This is a genomic window from Halomonas terrestris, from assembly GCF_049166755.1.
Lineage (GTDB): Bacteria > Pseudomonadota > Gammaproteobacteria > Pseudomonadales > Halomonadaceae > Halomonas.
The window spans coordinates 91,234-104,852 of the sequence record NZ_JBMHFZ010000002.1 but is presented as its reverse complement, the minus strand read 5'-3'; the positions used below and the strand labels follow the sequence as shown (position 1 = coordinate 104,852).

The following is a 13,619-nucleotide window of genomic DNA, read 5'->3' as shown; positions in this document are numbered from 1 at the left end:
TACAAAGCTTATGCCGGCGCTCCATAGCTCATCAGGCGCTCGTACCGGCGCGCCAGCAGGGCGTCGCTGTCCATGGCATCGAGGCGGTCCAGGCTCTCCAGCAGCGAGGTCCTGACGCGGTCGGCGGTCGTCACCGGGTGGCGATGGGCGCCGCCCAGCGGCTCCTCGATCAGGGTATCGACGAAGCCCAGCTCCTTGAGGCGCTCGGCGGTGATGCCCATGGCCTGGGCGGCGTCGGAGGCCTTCTCGGCGCTCTTCCACAGGATGGAGGCGCAGCCCTCGGGCGAGATCACCGAGTAGGTGGAGTACTGCAGCATGGTCAGTTCGTCACACACCCCGATGGCGAGCGCCCCGCCGGAGCCGCCCTCGCCCACCACGGTGGCGACGATGGGGGTCCTGAGCCGCGACATCACGGCCAGGTTGTAGGCGATCGCCTCGCTCTGGCCACGCTCCTCGGCGTCGATGCCCGGATAGGCCCCCGGGGTGTCGATGAAGGTCAGTACCGGCATGCGAAAGCGTTCGGCCATCTCCATCAGGCGGCACGCCTTGCGGTAGCCCTCGGGACGCGGCATGCCGAAGTTGCGGCGCACCTTCTCCTTGACGTCGCGCCCCTTCTGGTGGCCGATCACCATCACCGGGCGGTCGTCGAGCCGCGCCACGCCGCCGACGATGGCGGCATCGTCGGCGAAGTGGCGATCGCCGTGGAGCTCGTCGAAGTCGGTGAAGACGTGCTCCAGGTAGTCGAGGGTGTAGGGGCGCTGGGGATGGCGGGAGAGCTGGGAGACCTGCCAGGGGGTCAGGTCCTTGAAGATGGACTCGGTGAGCTTGCGGCTCTTCTCCTCGAGCCGGCCGATCTCGTCGCTCAAGTTGACCTGGCTGTCGTGACCGACCAGGCGGAGCTCCTCGATCTTGGCCTGGAGCTCGGCGATGGGCTGTTCGAAGTCGAGATAGTTGGGATTCATTGGCCGGTTGCCTTGTCGTGTTTCACCGCCCTGCCCGTCGAGGCCAGGCGCGGCGCGAAAAATGAAATGGCTGGCATTATCGCACCCTCAACGTGCGGCGCAAGGCGACACATCGACTGCTGGCGCCTGCTCGGGGCTGATCCGGGGGAAGGCCTTCGAGGAGGCGCTGTGAACCCCTCCCTGGGCGCTACCGACGCCCTGCTTCGCTCTCGCGTCCTGCTCTGCTTGCAGGACCGGTGCTGGCCATCCATGGCCAGCCCGTTCGAAGCAGTGCTTCTCACCCCTGGCGTAGGACCTCCTCTTCGGCCTTCCCCCGGCGCCCCTCTCTGGCATGCGACAGTCCTCAGCCGGCAGCCAGTTACCGATATTTCAGCCGCACCCCATCCTGCCCCTGCACCTCGCGCAGGCCGATCAGCAGCTCGTCGCTGGGCGTGACCCTCCACGCCGCATCGAGCTCCAGCCAGCCGGCGGCCTCGGTGTTGCGGTAGCGCAGCCGCACCGGCAGCCCCTCGGCATCGCGAAAGGGCGAGAGGCTGTCGCGCAGGCTGTCGACCAGGCGGCCATTGATGGCCGCCCCGTCCAGGGAGAGCTCCACCGCCTGGCCGTAGCGGGTGCGCGCCGCCACCATGGGGGTGACCTCCTTGCCGCGCAGGCGCAGGCCGCCCGAGTAGTCGTCGGAGGAGACCTCCCCCTCCACGATCAGCACCTGGTCGGCCTCGATCTGGCCGCGCAGCGCCTCGAAGAGCTCGCCGAACAGCGAGGCCTCGATGCGCCCGGTGCGGTCGTCCAGGGTGATGAAGGCCATGGTATCGCCGCGCTTGGACTTCATGGTGCGCAGGCCGACCACCAGGCCGGCCACCCGCTGGGGCTCCCGGGATGGCCTGAGGTCGCTGATGCGGGTCGAGACGAAGCGCTCGAGCTCACCCTCGTACTCGTCGATGGGGTGCCCGGTGAGGTAGAGCCCCAGGGTCTCCTTCTCGCCGGCCAGGCGCTCCTTGTCGGTCCAGTCGCGCACCGCCAGGTAGTCGGCGTAGGCATCCCCCGCCGACTCGTCGACGAAGGCCTCGCCAAACATGTCGATCATGCCCAGGTTCTGGTTGGTCTGGGTCTGGGCCGCGGCCTTGAGGGCATCGTCCAGGGCGGCGGCCAGCACCGCCCGGCTCGGCCCCAGGGTGTCCAGCGCCCCGGAACGGATCAGCGCCTCCAGGGTGCGCTTGTTCATGCGCCTGGGGTCGAGCCGGCGGCAGAAGTCGAACAGGTCGGCGAAGGGGCCATCGGCTTCGCGGGCTTCGACGATGGCGCCGATGGGCCCCTCCCCCACGCCACGGATCGCCCCCAGGCCATAGACCACGCGTCCCTCGACATCGACGGTGAACTTGTAGGCCCCCACGTTGACGTCCGGCGGGGTCACGGTGAGGCCGAGGTGGCGGCACTCCTCGATCAGCGGCACCACCTTGTCGAGGTTGTCCATCTCGGTGGACATCACCGCCGCCATGAAGGGGCCTGGATAATGCGCTTTCAACCAAGCCGTTTGATACGAGACCAGCGCATAGGCCGCCGAGTGGGACTTGTTGAAGCCGTAGCCGGCGAATTTCTCCACCAGGTCGAAGAGGTTGCCCGCCAGGTCGCGATCGATGCCGTTGGCGGCGCACCCCTCCATGAAGCCGACGCGCTGCTTGGCCATCTCCTCGGGCTTCTTCTTGCCCATGGCGCGGCGCAGCAGGTCGGCCTGCCCCAGGCTGTAGCCCGCCATCACCTGGGCGATCTGCATCACCTGCTCCTGGTAGAGGATGATGCCATAGGTGGGCTCCAGCACCGGCTTGAGCAGTTCGTGCTGGTAATCGGGGTGCGGGTAGGCGAGTTCGGCACGGCCGTGCTTGCGGTTGATGAAGTCGTCGACCATCCCCGATTGCAGGGGGCCCGGGCGGAACAGGGCGACCAGGGCGATCATGTCCTCCAGGGAGTCCGGCAGCAGGCGCTTGATCAGCTCCTTCATGCCGCGGGATTCGAGCTGGAACACCGCCGTGGTCTCGGCGCGCTTGAGCATCTCGAAGGTGGGGACGTCGTCGAGCGGGATGCTGTCGATGTCCAGCGGCCCCTCGCCGGCGGCGGCGCGCACCTTGTCGACCATCTCCAGCGCCCAGTCGATGATGGTCAGGGTGCGCAGGCCGAGGAAGTCGAACTTGACCAGGCCGGCCTCCTCGATGTCGTTCTTGTCGAACTGCACGACGAGCCCCGAGCCGTCCTCGTCGCAGAGCAGCGGCGAGAAGTCGGTGAGCTTGGTGGGGGCGATCACCACCCCGCCGGCGTGCTTGCCGGTGCCCCGGGTGATGCCCTCCAGCTTCAGGGCCATCTCCCAGATCTCGGCGGCCTCCTCGTCGGCCTCGAGGAACTCCTTGAGCGCCGGTTCGGCCTCGATGGCCTTGGCCAGCGTCATGCCGACCTCGAAGGGGATCAGCTTGGAGAGCTTGTCGCCCAGCGAGTAGGGCTTGCCCTGGGCACGGGCCACGTCCCGCACCACCGCCTTGGCCGCCATGGTGCCGAAGGTGACGATCTGCGACACGGCATTGCGACCGTAGCGGTCGGCCACGTAGTCGATCACCCGATCACGCTTCTCCATGCAGAAGTCGACGTCGAAGTCGGGCATCGAGACCCGTTCCGGGTTGAGGAAGCGCTCGAAGAGCAGGTCGTAGCCGATGGGGTCGAGGTCGGTGATCTTCTGGGCATAGGCCACCAGGGAACCGGCCCCGGAACCGCGCCCCGGCCCCACCGGCACGTCGTTGTCCTTGGCCCACTGGATGAAGTCCATCACGATCAGGAAGTAGCCCGGGAAGCCCATCTGGATGATGATGTCGAGCTCGAAGTCCAGCCGCTGGCGGTAGCGGGCATCGATCTCGGCATACTCGGCGCCGTCGCGGGGGTACTGTTCCGCCGGGAAGAGGAAGTCGAGGCGCTCGGTGAGGCCGTCGTGGGAGATCTTGCGGAAGAACTCGTCCTGGGTCATGCCCTCGGGGATCTCGAACTCCGGCAGGAAGATCTCCCCCAGGCGCACGTCGACGCTGCAGCGCGCGGCGATCATCACGCTGTTCTCGAGCGCCTCGGGGATGTCGGCGAACAGCTCGGCCATCTCCTCGGGGCTCTTGAGGTACTGCTCCTCGCTGTAGCGCCGCTCGCGGCGCTTGTCGTCCAGCGCCTTGCCCTCGCCGATGGCGACCCGGGTCTCGTGGGCCCAGAAGTCCTCGCGCTCGAGGAAGCGCACGTCGTTGGTGGCCACCACCGGGGTACCGGTCTCCACGGCCAGGTCCACCGAGAGGTGCACGCACTCCTCCTCCAGCGGCCGACCGGCCCGGATCAGCTCCAGGTAGAAGCATCCCGGGAAGGCGGCGTTCCACTCCTCGAGCAGGGCGCGGGCCTCCTCGTGATGGTCGGAGAGCAGGTAACGGCCGACCTCCCCCTCGCGCCCCCCGGAAAGGGCGATCAGCCCCTCGCTCTGGGCGAGCACCCAGGCCCGGTCGAGCAGTGCCCGCCCCTGGCGCTGCCCCTCCATCCAGCCTCGCGAGATCAGCTCGGTGAGGTTGCGATAGCCGACGTCGTTCATCGCCAGCAGGGTCAGCCGGTAGGGATGCTCCTCGTCGGAGGGATTGATCAGCCAGAGGTCGGCCCCGATGATCGGCTTGAGCCCGGCCCCCTCGGCACCCGTGTAGTACTTGACCAGGCCGAAGAGGTTGGCCTCGTCGGTGACCGCCAGTGCCGGCGACCCCTGCGCCACCGCCGCCTTGATCAGCGGCTTGAGGCGTACCAGGCCATCGACCAGGGAGTATTCGGTATGGACGCGAAGGTGTACGAAGGGCGTGGTCATAAGGGGCTCGAGGCTTGGCAATGAATGGTTGGCACGGAAACCAGGCTATCGCAACGGTGGCATTGCCCCGGGGCTGCTCCGGCGATAGGTCTTCGAGGAGGCGCTGTGAACCCCTCCCTGGGCGCTACTTTTGCCTTCCATGGCAAAAGACCTCCTCTTCGACCTATCCCCGGCGCCCCTTGCAGGAGCTGCCATTCATCAGAACAGCGCCAGCTGGCGCTTGACCGGGCCGAAGGAGCGGCGATGCTCCGGCAGCGGCCCCAGGCGCTCCAGGGCGGCCAGGTGCTCGCGGGTCGGGTAGCCCTTGTGGCGGGCGAAGCCGTAGTCGGGATGCCGGGCATCCAGCGCCGCCATGTCGGCATCCCGGGCCACCTTGGCCAGGATCGAGGCGGCGGCGATGGCCGGATGGCGGGCATCGCCCTTGACCACCGCCTGGCCGGGAACATGATGCCCGGGCAGATGATTGCCGTCCACCAGCAGATACTCCGGGGCAACCGACAGGGCGTCGATGGCCCGGCGCATCGCCAGGTGGGTGGCGTGGTAGATGTTGAGGGCGTCGATCTCGGCGGGACTGGCCTCGGCCACGGCGAAGGCCAGTGCCCTCTCGCGGATCTCGGCATCCAGCGCCTGGCGGCGCTTGGCAGTCAGCGTCTTGGAGTCGGCGAGCCCCTCGATGGGGCCTGCCGGATCGAGGATCACCGCGGCCGCGACCACCGCACCGACCAGCGGGCCACGCCCCACCTCGTCGACCCCGGCGAGGCGCTCCCCGGGGTAGTCGATCACCAATGGCGGGAGCTCACGCCTGCTCATCGGCTCGGCCTCCCGGGAGAGGCCTCGACGGCCACCGCCGGCGACACGCTCTCCGGCAGCGGGCGTCGCTCGATCAGGGCCTCGATGGCCTCCGCCGCACGGCGACTGGCGTCACGCTGCAGCCCGGCGTGCATCTCGGCGAAGCGTGCCTCCAGGGTCGCCCGACCCTCGGCGTCGTCGAGGATGTCGGCGAGCCGTGCGGCGATGGACGCGGGACTGGCGGCGTCCTGGACCAGCTCCGGCACCAGGGTCTCCCTGGCGATCAGGTTGGGCAGCGAGATCCACTCGGTCTTCACCAGTCGCTTCGCCAGGGCGTGGGTCAGTGGGGCCATGCGATAGGCCACCAGCATCGGACGGTGGCAGAGCATCGCCTCCAGCGCCGCGGTGCCGGAGGCGAGAAGCACGGCGTCAGCGGCCACCATGGCCGCGCGGGCCTGGCCGTCGAGCAGGAGCAGGCGTCCCTGCAGTTCAGGGTGCGCGTCCAGCAGCGTCTCGAGCTCGGCGCGGCGCCCGGGTGTCGCCGCCGGCACCAGTACCCGAAGGTCCGGGCGGTCGGCGCACAGTCGGCCGGCGGCGGCGAGGAAGGTCTCGCCCAGGAAGCGGATCTCGTTGGCCCGGGAGCCGGGCAGCAGTGCCAGCACCTCGGCCTCGGCGGGCAGGCCCAGCCCGGCGCGGGCGGCGGCACGGTCGTTCTCCAGGGGCAGCTCGTCGGCCAGCGGGTGGCCGACGAAGGCCACCGGCACCCGGTGGCGGGCATAGAAGGCCGCCTCGAAGGGCAGGAAGGTGAGCATCGCATCCACCGAGCGGGCGATCCCCCTGACCCGCCCCTGGCGCCAGGCCCACACCGAGGGGCTGACGTAGTGGGCGGTGGCCAGGCCGGCCTCGCGCAGTTGCCGCTCCAGCCCCAGGTTGAAGTCCGGAGCGTCGATGCCGACCATGATGTCCGGCTGCCAGGCGAGGGCGTCGCGCCTGAGCTCGCGGCGCACCCCGATCAGCCGGGGCAGGTGCTTGAGCACCTCGACCAGGCCCATCACCGATAGGGTCTCCAGGGGGAAGCGACTGTCGATGCCCTCGGCGATCATGTCCGGGCCGCCGATGCCACGGAACTCGATATCCGGATGTCGCGCCCTGAGGGCGCGCATCAGGCCTGCACCGAGAATATCGCCGGAGAGCTCACCGGCCACCAGATAGACCTTCAGCGACGCCCTGGCCATGCTCAACGCACGATGCCGCGGGTCGACACCTCGATGGAGGCGACGAAGGCCTCGGTCTCGGGCAGGGAGAAGCGCGTGCGAATCCCCTCCAGCGCCTGCTCCACCGTCAGCCCCTGGCGGTAGACCAGCCTGTAGGCCTCGCCCAGCGCCTTGATCGCCTCCCTGGAGAAGCCACGGCGCTTGAGCCCCACCAGGTTCAGGCCGTGGACCTCGGCCGGGTTGCCGTTGATCATCACGTAGGCCGGGGTGTCCTTGGTGATGATGGAGCCCCCGCCGGCCATGGCGTGGGCGCCGAAATGGCAGAACTGGTGGATGGCGGAGAGCCCGCCGAGGATGGCATGGTCACCCAGGGTCACGTGCCCGGCCAGGGTCACCTGGTTGGCCAGGATGCAGTCGCTGCCGATCACGCAGTCGTGGCCCACATGCACATAGGCCATGAACAGGTTGCGCGAGCCGATGGTGGTCTCGCCGCGATCCTGGGCGGTGCCACGGTGCAGCGTCACCCCCTCGCGGATGACGTTGTCGTCTCCCAGCACCAGGCGGGTCGGCTCACCGGCGTATTTCTTGTCCTGGCAATCCTCGCCCACCGAGGCGAACTGGAAGATGCGGGTGCGTGCACCGAGCACGGTGGGCCCCTTGAGCACCACGTGCGGGCCGATCCGGCAGCCGGGCCCGACCTCGACGTCGGGCCCGATCACCGTGAAGGGCCCCACCTCGACGTCGTCGGCCAGTCGCGCCGCTGGATCGATGATGGCGGTAGGATGAATCAAGCGACCTTCCTCTCGGCACAGATGATGTCGGCCTCGCAGGCCAGCTCGCCGGCCACGGTGGCCCGACAGGCAAACTTCCAGATACCACGCTTCTCGCGCTCCACGTCGGCCCGCAGGACCAGCTGGTCGCCAGGCATCACCGGACGCTTGAAGCGCACGTTGTCGCTGCCGACCAGGTAGTAGACGTAGCCGTCGGCGGGCAGCTTGTTGACGGTCTTGAAACCGAGGATGCCACAGGCCTGGGCCAGGGCCTCGATCACCAGCACCCCGGGCATGATCGGATGGTGGGGGAAGTGACCATTGAAGAACGGCTCGTTGATGCTCACATTCTTGTAGGCGACGATGGATTCACCCAGGGCAATTTCCGTTACCCGGTCCACCAGCAGGAAAGGATAGCGGTGGGGCAGATACTCACGAATCTCGTTGATGTCCATTACCATCGTTGCGACCTCTGAAATGACGGAATGCCCGCATCAGGAGCGGGCACGAGCCGGCGGCATCGGCCGTCGGGCAGGCGGTGGATTATAGCGCCCCGCACAGTGCTCTCAACTGCCGTGCACTCCCTGGCAACAGCGTCAGCGGCCGCGACCGGACTTCTCCAGCCGGGCCAGGCGCTTGGCGAGGTCGTCGAGTTGCTTGAAGCGCACCGCATTCTTGCGCCACTGCGAATTCTTCATCGCCCCCGTCCCCGACGAGTAGACCCCCGGCTCCAGGATCGAGTTGGTCACCAGGCTCATGCCGGTGACCTGCACCCCGTCGGCGATGGTGAGATGGCCGGAGAGCCCCACGCCACCGCCCAGCATGCAGTGCTTCCCCACCCGGGTCGAGCCGGCGATGCCGACACAGCCGGCCAGGGCGCTGTGGTCGCCGATCTGCACGTTGTGGGCGATCTGCACCTGGCTGTCGATCTTGACGTCATTGCCGATCACGGTGTCGCCCAGCGCCCCGCGATCGATGCTCGAGCAGCTGCCCACCTCGACGTCGTCGCCCAGCACCACGCCGCCCAGTTGCGCGATCTTGTGCCAGCGGGCGCCGTCATGGGCGAAGCCGAAGCCGTCACCGCCGATCACGCAGCCGCCGTGCAGGATGGCCCGCTCGCCGATCACCACGCCGTGGCAGACGGTGACGTTGGCATGCAGGCGCGACCCCTTGCCGATGCAGGAGTCGGCGCCGACCACGCTGCCGGGGCCGACCACCACGTCGTCCCCGAGGGTGACGCCCGCCTCGATCACCGCCTGCGGGCCGACCTCGACACCCTCGCCGATCCGGGCACTCTCCGCCACCACCGCCGAGGGGTGGATGCCGCCCGGTTCGCGACTGGCCAGGGGGTCGAACAGCCGCGACAGCGCCGCATAGGCCAGGTAGGGATTGGCCAGCTCGAGCCGGTCCACCGGGCACTCCTCGCCCTGCTCCGGCGCGAGCAGCACCGCGGCGGCGCGGGTGCCCGGCAGGTCCTTGAGATAGGCACGGTTGGCCAGGAAGGCGACCTGGTCGGGACCGGCATCCCTGAGGGTGGCCAGACCGTTCACCCGGCGGCCGGCATCGCCGACCAGTCGGGCGTCGAGTCGCTCGGCAAGCTCGCCAAGGGTGAAGGTCGGGGCATCTGGATGCGTCATGGGGGACCTGAGCCGGTTGGATCGTCCGCTCAGAAGAGCGAGTTGAGGATCTGGGTCACCTCGCCGGTCAGGTCCGGCAGGTCACGCTCGGCGTGCAGCACCCCCTGGGGCTCCACCAGCACCTCGACGCCGTGGCGGTCGATGATCTGCTCCACGGCCTGCTCCAGGCGGGGCTCGGCCTCCTGCAGGAACTGCTGTTCGGCCTGCTGCTGGGCCTGCATGATCTGGCCGCGCAGCTGCTCGAACTCGGCGCCCTTCTGCTGGAACTCCTGGATGGCCGACTGGCGGTCGGCCTCGGACATCAACTCGCCTTCCTGCTGCAGGCGCTGCTGCATCTGCTGAAGCTCCTGCCCCAGCGCCTGGGCCTGCTGCTGCTGGCCGCCGATGCGGCTCTCCAGCTCGCTCATGGAGCGCTGGGCCGCATCGGTCTCCATCAGCGCGCGGCGCCAGTCGAGCATGGCCACCTCGGCGGCCTGGGCCGGCAAGGCGAGGGCGGCGAGCATCAAGAGGCTGAGGGCAGCAGTAAGTCTACGCATGGTCATGCTCCTTGCAGGGCTCGATCAGAAGGTCTGGCCGAGCGAGAACTGGAAGAACTGGGTGTCGTCACCGCTCTCGTCGTTGAGCGGCTCGGCCACGCTGAAGGTGAGCGGCCCCACCGGGGTCAGCCAGGAGAGGCCGATGCCCACGCTGTAGCGCAGCTCACCGAGGTCGACCCCGGAGCTGCAGTTGGACTCGCCGCTCGTGGTGGCGTAGCAGTCCGTGAGGAAGGTGTTGCCGCCGTCCAGGAACAGCGAGGTCTGCAGGGAGCGGCGATCCTCGACGAAGGGCATGGGGAAGAGCAGCTCGGCGCTGCCCTGGACCATCACGTTGCCGCCCAGGGTGCGGTCGCGCCCCCCTTCGGTGGGCGGGGTGGTCCGGGGCCCCAGGGTATTGGCGGTGAAGCCGCGCACCGAGCCGAGGCCGCCGGCAAAGAAGTTCTCGTAGAACGGGTAGGGATCGTTGCCGATGCTGTCGGCATAGCCTACCTCGCCGCTGAACTTCAGGGCCCAGTCATGGGCCTCGTTGAGCGGGAAGAGCTGGCGGGCCTGGGCGCGCAGCTTGTAGTACTCGGCGTCGCTGCCCGGCACCGCGGTCTCCAGCGACAGCCGCTGGTAGTTGCCGGCGGTGGGCATGATGCCGCGGTTGAGGTTGTTGCGGGTCCAGCTGGCCGAGAGCTTGAGGCTCTGGGCGTCGTTGCCCTGGTCCAGGACGTACTGCTGGATCTCCTCGGCGGTGTCGTTGTAGGTCTTGACCGTCAGGTCCTCCACCGAGGCGCCGAAGTTGAGCCGCGTCAGCTCGTTGATCGGGTAGCCGAAGTTGATGCCACCGCCGTAGGCGTCGGTGGAGTAGGTGGAGATGTCGGAGTCCTCGAAGTCGGTCTCGCGGTAGAAGAGGTTGTAGCCCCGCGAGATGCCGTCCAGGGTCCAGTAGGGGTCGGTGAAGCCGAAGTTGAGGCTGGTGAAGGTGTCGCTGCGCTGGGCGCCGATGTTGACCCGGTTACCGGTGCCGAGGAAGTTGTTCTGGGCCAGTGCCGCACCGTAGATCACGCCGGCACTCTGGGAAAAGCCGATGCTCGCCGAGATCGAGCCCGAGGGCTGCTCCTCGACGCTGTAGGTGACATCGAGCTTGTCCGGCTCGCCGGCCACCGGCTGGGTCTCGACATCGACCTGGCGGAAGAAGCCCAGGCGCTCCAGGCGCTGGCGCGACTGGCTGATCGATTCGGTGGAGGCGGGCGCGCCCTCGAGCTGGATCATCTCCCGGCGCAGCACCTCGTCCTGGGTGGTGGTGTTGCCGATGAAGTTGATGCGGCGCACGTAGGCCCGTCGGCCGGCATCCACCCGGAAGGTGAGGTCTACCGTCTCGCCGTCGGCGGCGATCTCCGGCACCCCGTCGACGCTGGCGAAGGCGAACCCCTCGGCACCCAGCCGAGAGCGCAGTGCCTCGGAAGAGGCGGTGACGTCGCTGCGCGAGAAGATCTCGCCGGGCGCCACCTGCAGCAGCTCGCGAGCCTCGCGCTCGCTGATCTGCAGGTCGCCGGCGAAGCGGATGTCGCCCAGGCGGTACTGGTTGCCCTCGTCGATATTGACGGTGATGAAGATCTGCGACTTGTCGGGGCTGATCGAGACCTGGGTGGAGGTGATGGCGAAGTTGACGTAGCCCCGATCCAGGTAGAAGGAGCGCAGCCGCTCCAGGTCGCCGGAGAGCGCCTCGCGGGAGTATTCGTCCCGGGAGAACCAGCCGAAGATCCGTCCCGGCCGGTCGTTGAGCTCGAAGACATCGCGCAGGGTCTCATCGTCGAAGTCACGATTGCCGACGAGGTTGATCTGGCGAATCCTGGCCACGGCCCCTTCGTTGATGTCGATATCCACCCGCACCCGGCCCTCGTCGATCTCCTCGACACTGGTATCGATGCGTGCGCTGTAGCGGCCCTGGCCCTGGTAGACGCCCTCGAGCTCGCGCTGGATCTCCTCCAGGGTGGAGAGCTGCAGCACCTGCCCCTCGGACAGGCCGGCCTCCTCGAGGCCCCGACGCAGCTCGTCATCGCCGATCTGGCGGTTGCCGGTGATGTTGAGGCGGGTGATGGTGGGGCGCTCGACCACCTGGATGATCAGCACGTCGCCGTCGCGGGCGAGCTGGATATCCTCGAACAGGCCGGTGGCGAAGAGGCTGCGCGTCGCCTCCGCCAGCTCGCGATCATCCACGCGATCGCGGGCGCTGACAGGAAAGGCATTGAACACGGACGCCGCGGAGACCCGCTGCAGCCCTTCTACCCGAATGTCGGAAACGTCGAAAGGTTCTGCCTGGGCCACGGTGGCCCCGGCGAGCAGCAGCGCCGCCAGTCCGATGGTCTTGATTTTCATGCAGTCGATTCGCTCGCGTTGATCTGCCAATCCTGTCCAGACAGGCACCTTATACATTTGTGCGGGTAACTGACAAGGTTGGAGACCGGGCTCCACCTCCCTGTGCCGCCCACGCGTTCGCACGCTACCAGAGTCGCATCAGATCGAAGTAGATCGCCATCAACATCAGGGTGCCGACCAGTGCCAGGCCGATACGCAGCCCGATGGCCTGGACCTGCTCCGAGACCGGCCGGCCGCGCACGACCTCGACCAGGTAGTAGAGCAGGTGCCCGCCATCCAGCACCGGGATCGGCAGCAGGTTGAGCACCCCCAGGCTGATCGACAGGTAGGCCAGGAAGCTGACGAAGCTCTCCAGGCCGGCCCGGGCCGTATCGCCGGAGATCTGGGCGATGGTGATGGGACCCGACAGGTTCGATGGGGAGATCAGCCCCACCAGCATCTTGCGGATGGCCCCCAGGGTCAGCACCGTCATCTCGCCGGTGCGCGACACGGCCTGCCCCACCGCCGCCACCGGCCCGTAGCGGATCTCGCGACGATACTCCTCGGGCCACTCCACCGGCTCGACCCCGGCTCCTATGTAGCCGATGGTGACCCCCGTCTCCAGCTCGCTGCGCCCGGGCGTCAGCGACAGGGTGCGACGAGCCCCGTCGCGCAGCACCTCGAGCTCGAGGGTCTCCCCCGGGTGGGCCCTCACGATATCGACGAAGTGTATCCAGTCGTCCACCGGGACCCCGTCCGCCGCGACCACCTCGTCGCCGGGCTCGAGCCCTGCCGCTGCCGCCGCCTCGCCGTCGACGACCCGGCCCAGCACCGCCGGGAAGGGCGGCTGCCAGGGGGTCACGCCCAGGCTGGGCAGGGGCTGGGGCGGATCCTGGCGCACCAGCCAGTTCTCCACCGGCAGCCGGTGCTCACGGGGCGTCGCGGTGGCGTCGTCGCGGGCATCGACGCCGAGCTCGCCGCTGACCCCGATCGCCGCCACCAGCTTGAGGTTGATCTCGTCCCAGGAGCGCACCGCCTGCCCCTGGACCGCGGTGATCTCCTGCCCGGCCTGCAGGCCGCCCCGATCCGCGGGGGAGCCGGGCGTGACCTCGCCGATGACCGGCGCCATCGTGGTCGTGCCGGCAACGAACAGCGCCCAGTAGGCGACGATGGCGAGCAGGAAGTTGGCCAGGGGACCGGCGGCGACGATGGCGATGCGCTGCCACACCGTCTTGCGATTGAAGGCCTGGTCGAGCTGGTCGTCGGGCACCGGGGCCTCGCGCTCGTCGAGCATCTTGACGTAGCCACCGAGCGGAATCGCGGCCACGGCAAACTCGGTCCCGTGCCGGTCGACACGGGACCAGATCGGCTTGCCGAAGCCCACCGAGAAACGCAGCACCTTGACGCCGCAGCGCCGTGCCACCCAGAAATGACCGTACTCGTGGAAGGTGATCAGCAGGCCCAGCACCACGATGACGGCCAGAACGTTCTGGATCAGGCCCAAGGCGA

Annotated in this window: 10 protein-coding genes; all 10 read right to left on the bottom strand. The window is 68.4% G+C overall.

What is annotated here, in order from left to right:
* Positions 1 to 8: 8 nt before the first annotated feature.
* A complete protein-coding gene (gene accA, locus ACOMD9_RS02790) occupies positions 9 to 962 on the bottom strand; it encodes an acetyl-CoA carboxylase carboxyl transferase subunit alpha (RefSeq protein WP_421412034.1) in 954 nt (317 codons plus the stop codon).
* 358 nt (positions 963 to 1,320) lie between these two features.
* The gene (dnaE, locus tag ACOMD9_RS02785; RefSeq protein ID WP_421412033.1) at positions 1,321 to 4,821 is read right to left on the bottom strand and encodes a DNA polymerase III subunit alpha; all 3,501 of its coding nucleotides are present in this window, start codon (positions 4,819 to 4,821) and stop codon (positions 1,321 to 1,323) included.
* 198 nt (positions 4,822 to 5,019) lie between these two features.
* Complete coding sequence (gene rnhB, locus ACOMD9_RS02780) at positions 5,020 to 5,631, bottom strand: ribonuclease HII (protein WP_421412032.1); 612 nt, start codon at positions 5,629 to 5,631, stop codon at positions 5,020 to 5,022.
* Positions 5,628 to 6,845: a lipid-A-disaccharide synthase gene (gene lpxB, locus ACOMD9_RS02775; protein ID WP_421412031.1), complete on the bottom strand. Its 1,218-nt coding sequence runs from the start codon at positions 6,843 to 6,845 to the stop codon at positions 5,628 to 5,630. Before lpxB ends, rnhB begins: the two co-directional genes overlap by 4 nt.
* Before the next feature lie 2 nt (positions 6,846 to 6,847).
* Positions 6,848 to 7,615 (bottom strand): acyl-ACP--UDP-N-acetylglucosamine O-acyltransferase, encoded by a 768-nt coding sequence (gene lpxA / locus ACOMD9_RS02770; protein ID WP_421412030.1) that lies wholly within the window; start codon positions 7,613 to 7,615, stop codon positions 6,848 to 6,850.
* Positions 7,612 to 8,055 (bottom strand): 3-hydroxyacyl-ACP dehydratase FabZ, encoded by a 444-nt coding sequence (fabZ, locus tag ACOMD9_RS02765; RefSeq protein ID WP_421412029.1) that lies wholly within the window; start codon positions 8,053 to 8,055, stop codon positions 7,612 to 7,614. The genes lpxA and fabZ overlap by 4 nt, the downstream gene beginning before the upstream one ends.
* Before the next feature lie 135 nt (positions 8,056 to 8,190).
* The gene (lpxD, locus tag ACOMD9_RS02760; RefSeq protein WP_421412028.1) at positions 8,191 to 9,231 is read right to left on the bottom strand and encodes a UDP-3-O-(3-hydroxymyristoyl)glucosamine N-acyltransferase; all 1,041 of its coding nucleotides are present in this window, start codon (positions 9,229 to 9,231) and stop codon (positions 8,191 to 8,193) included.
* Between the two features lie 29 nt (positions 9,232 to 9,260).
* Positions 9,261 to 9,767, bottom strand: a complete 507-nt coding sequence (locus ACOMD9_RS02755; protein WP_421412027.1) for an OmpH family outer membrane protein — start codon at positions 9,765 to 9,767, stop codon at positions 9,261 to 9,263.
* A gap of 24 nt (positions 9,768 to 9,791) precedes the next feature.
* Complete coding sequence (bamA, locus tag ACOMD9_RS02750; RefSeq protein ID WP_421412026.1) at positions 9,792 to 12,131, bottom strand: outer membrane protein assembly factor BamA; 2,340 nt, start codon at positions 12,129 to 12,131, stop codon at positions 9,792 to 9,794.
* Between the two features lie 124 nt (positions 12,132 to 12,255).
* The gene (gene rseP / locus ACOMD9_RS02745) at positions 12,256 to 13,614 is read right to left on the bottom strand and encodes an RIP metalloprotease RseP (protein ID WP_421412025.1); all 1,359 of its coding nucleotides are present in this window, start codon (positions 13,612 to 13,614) and stop codon (positions 12,256 to 12,258) included.
* Positions 13,615 to 13,619 lie beyond the last annotated feature (5 nt).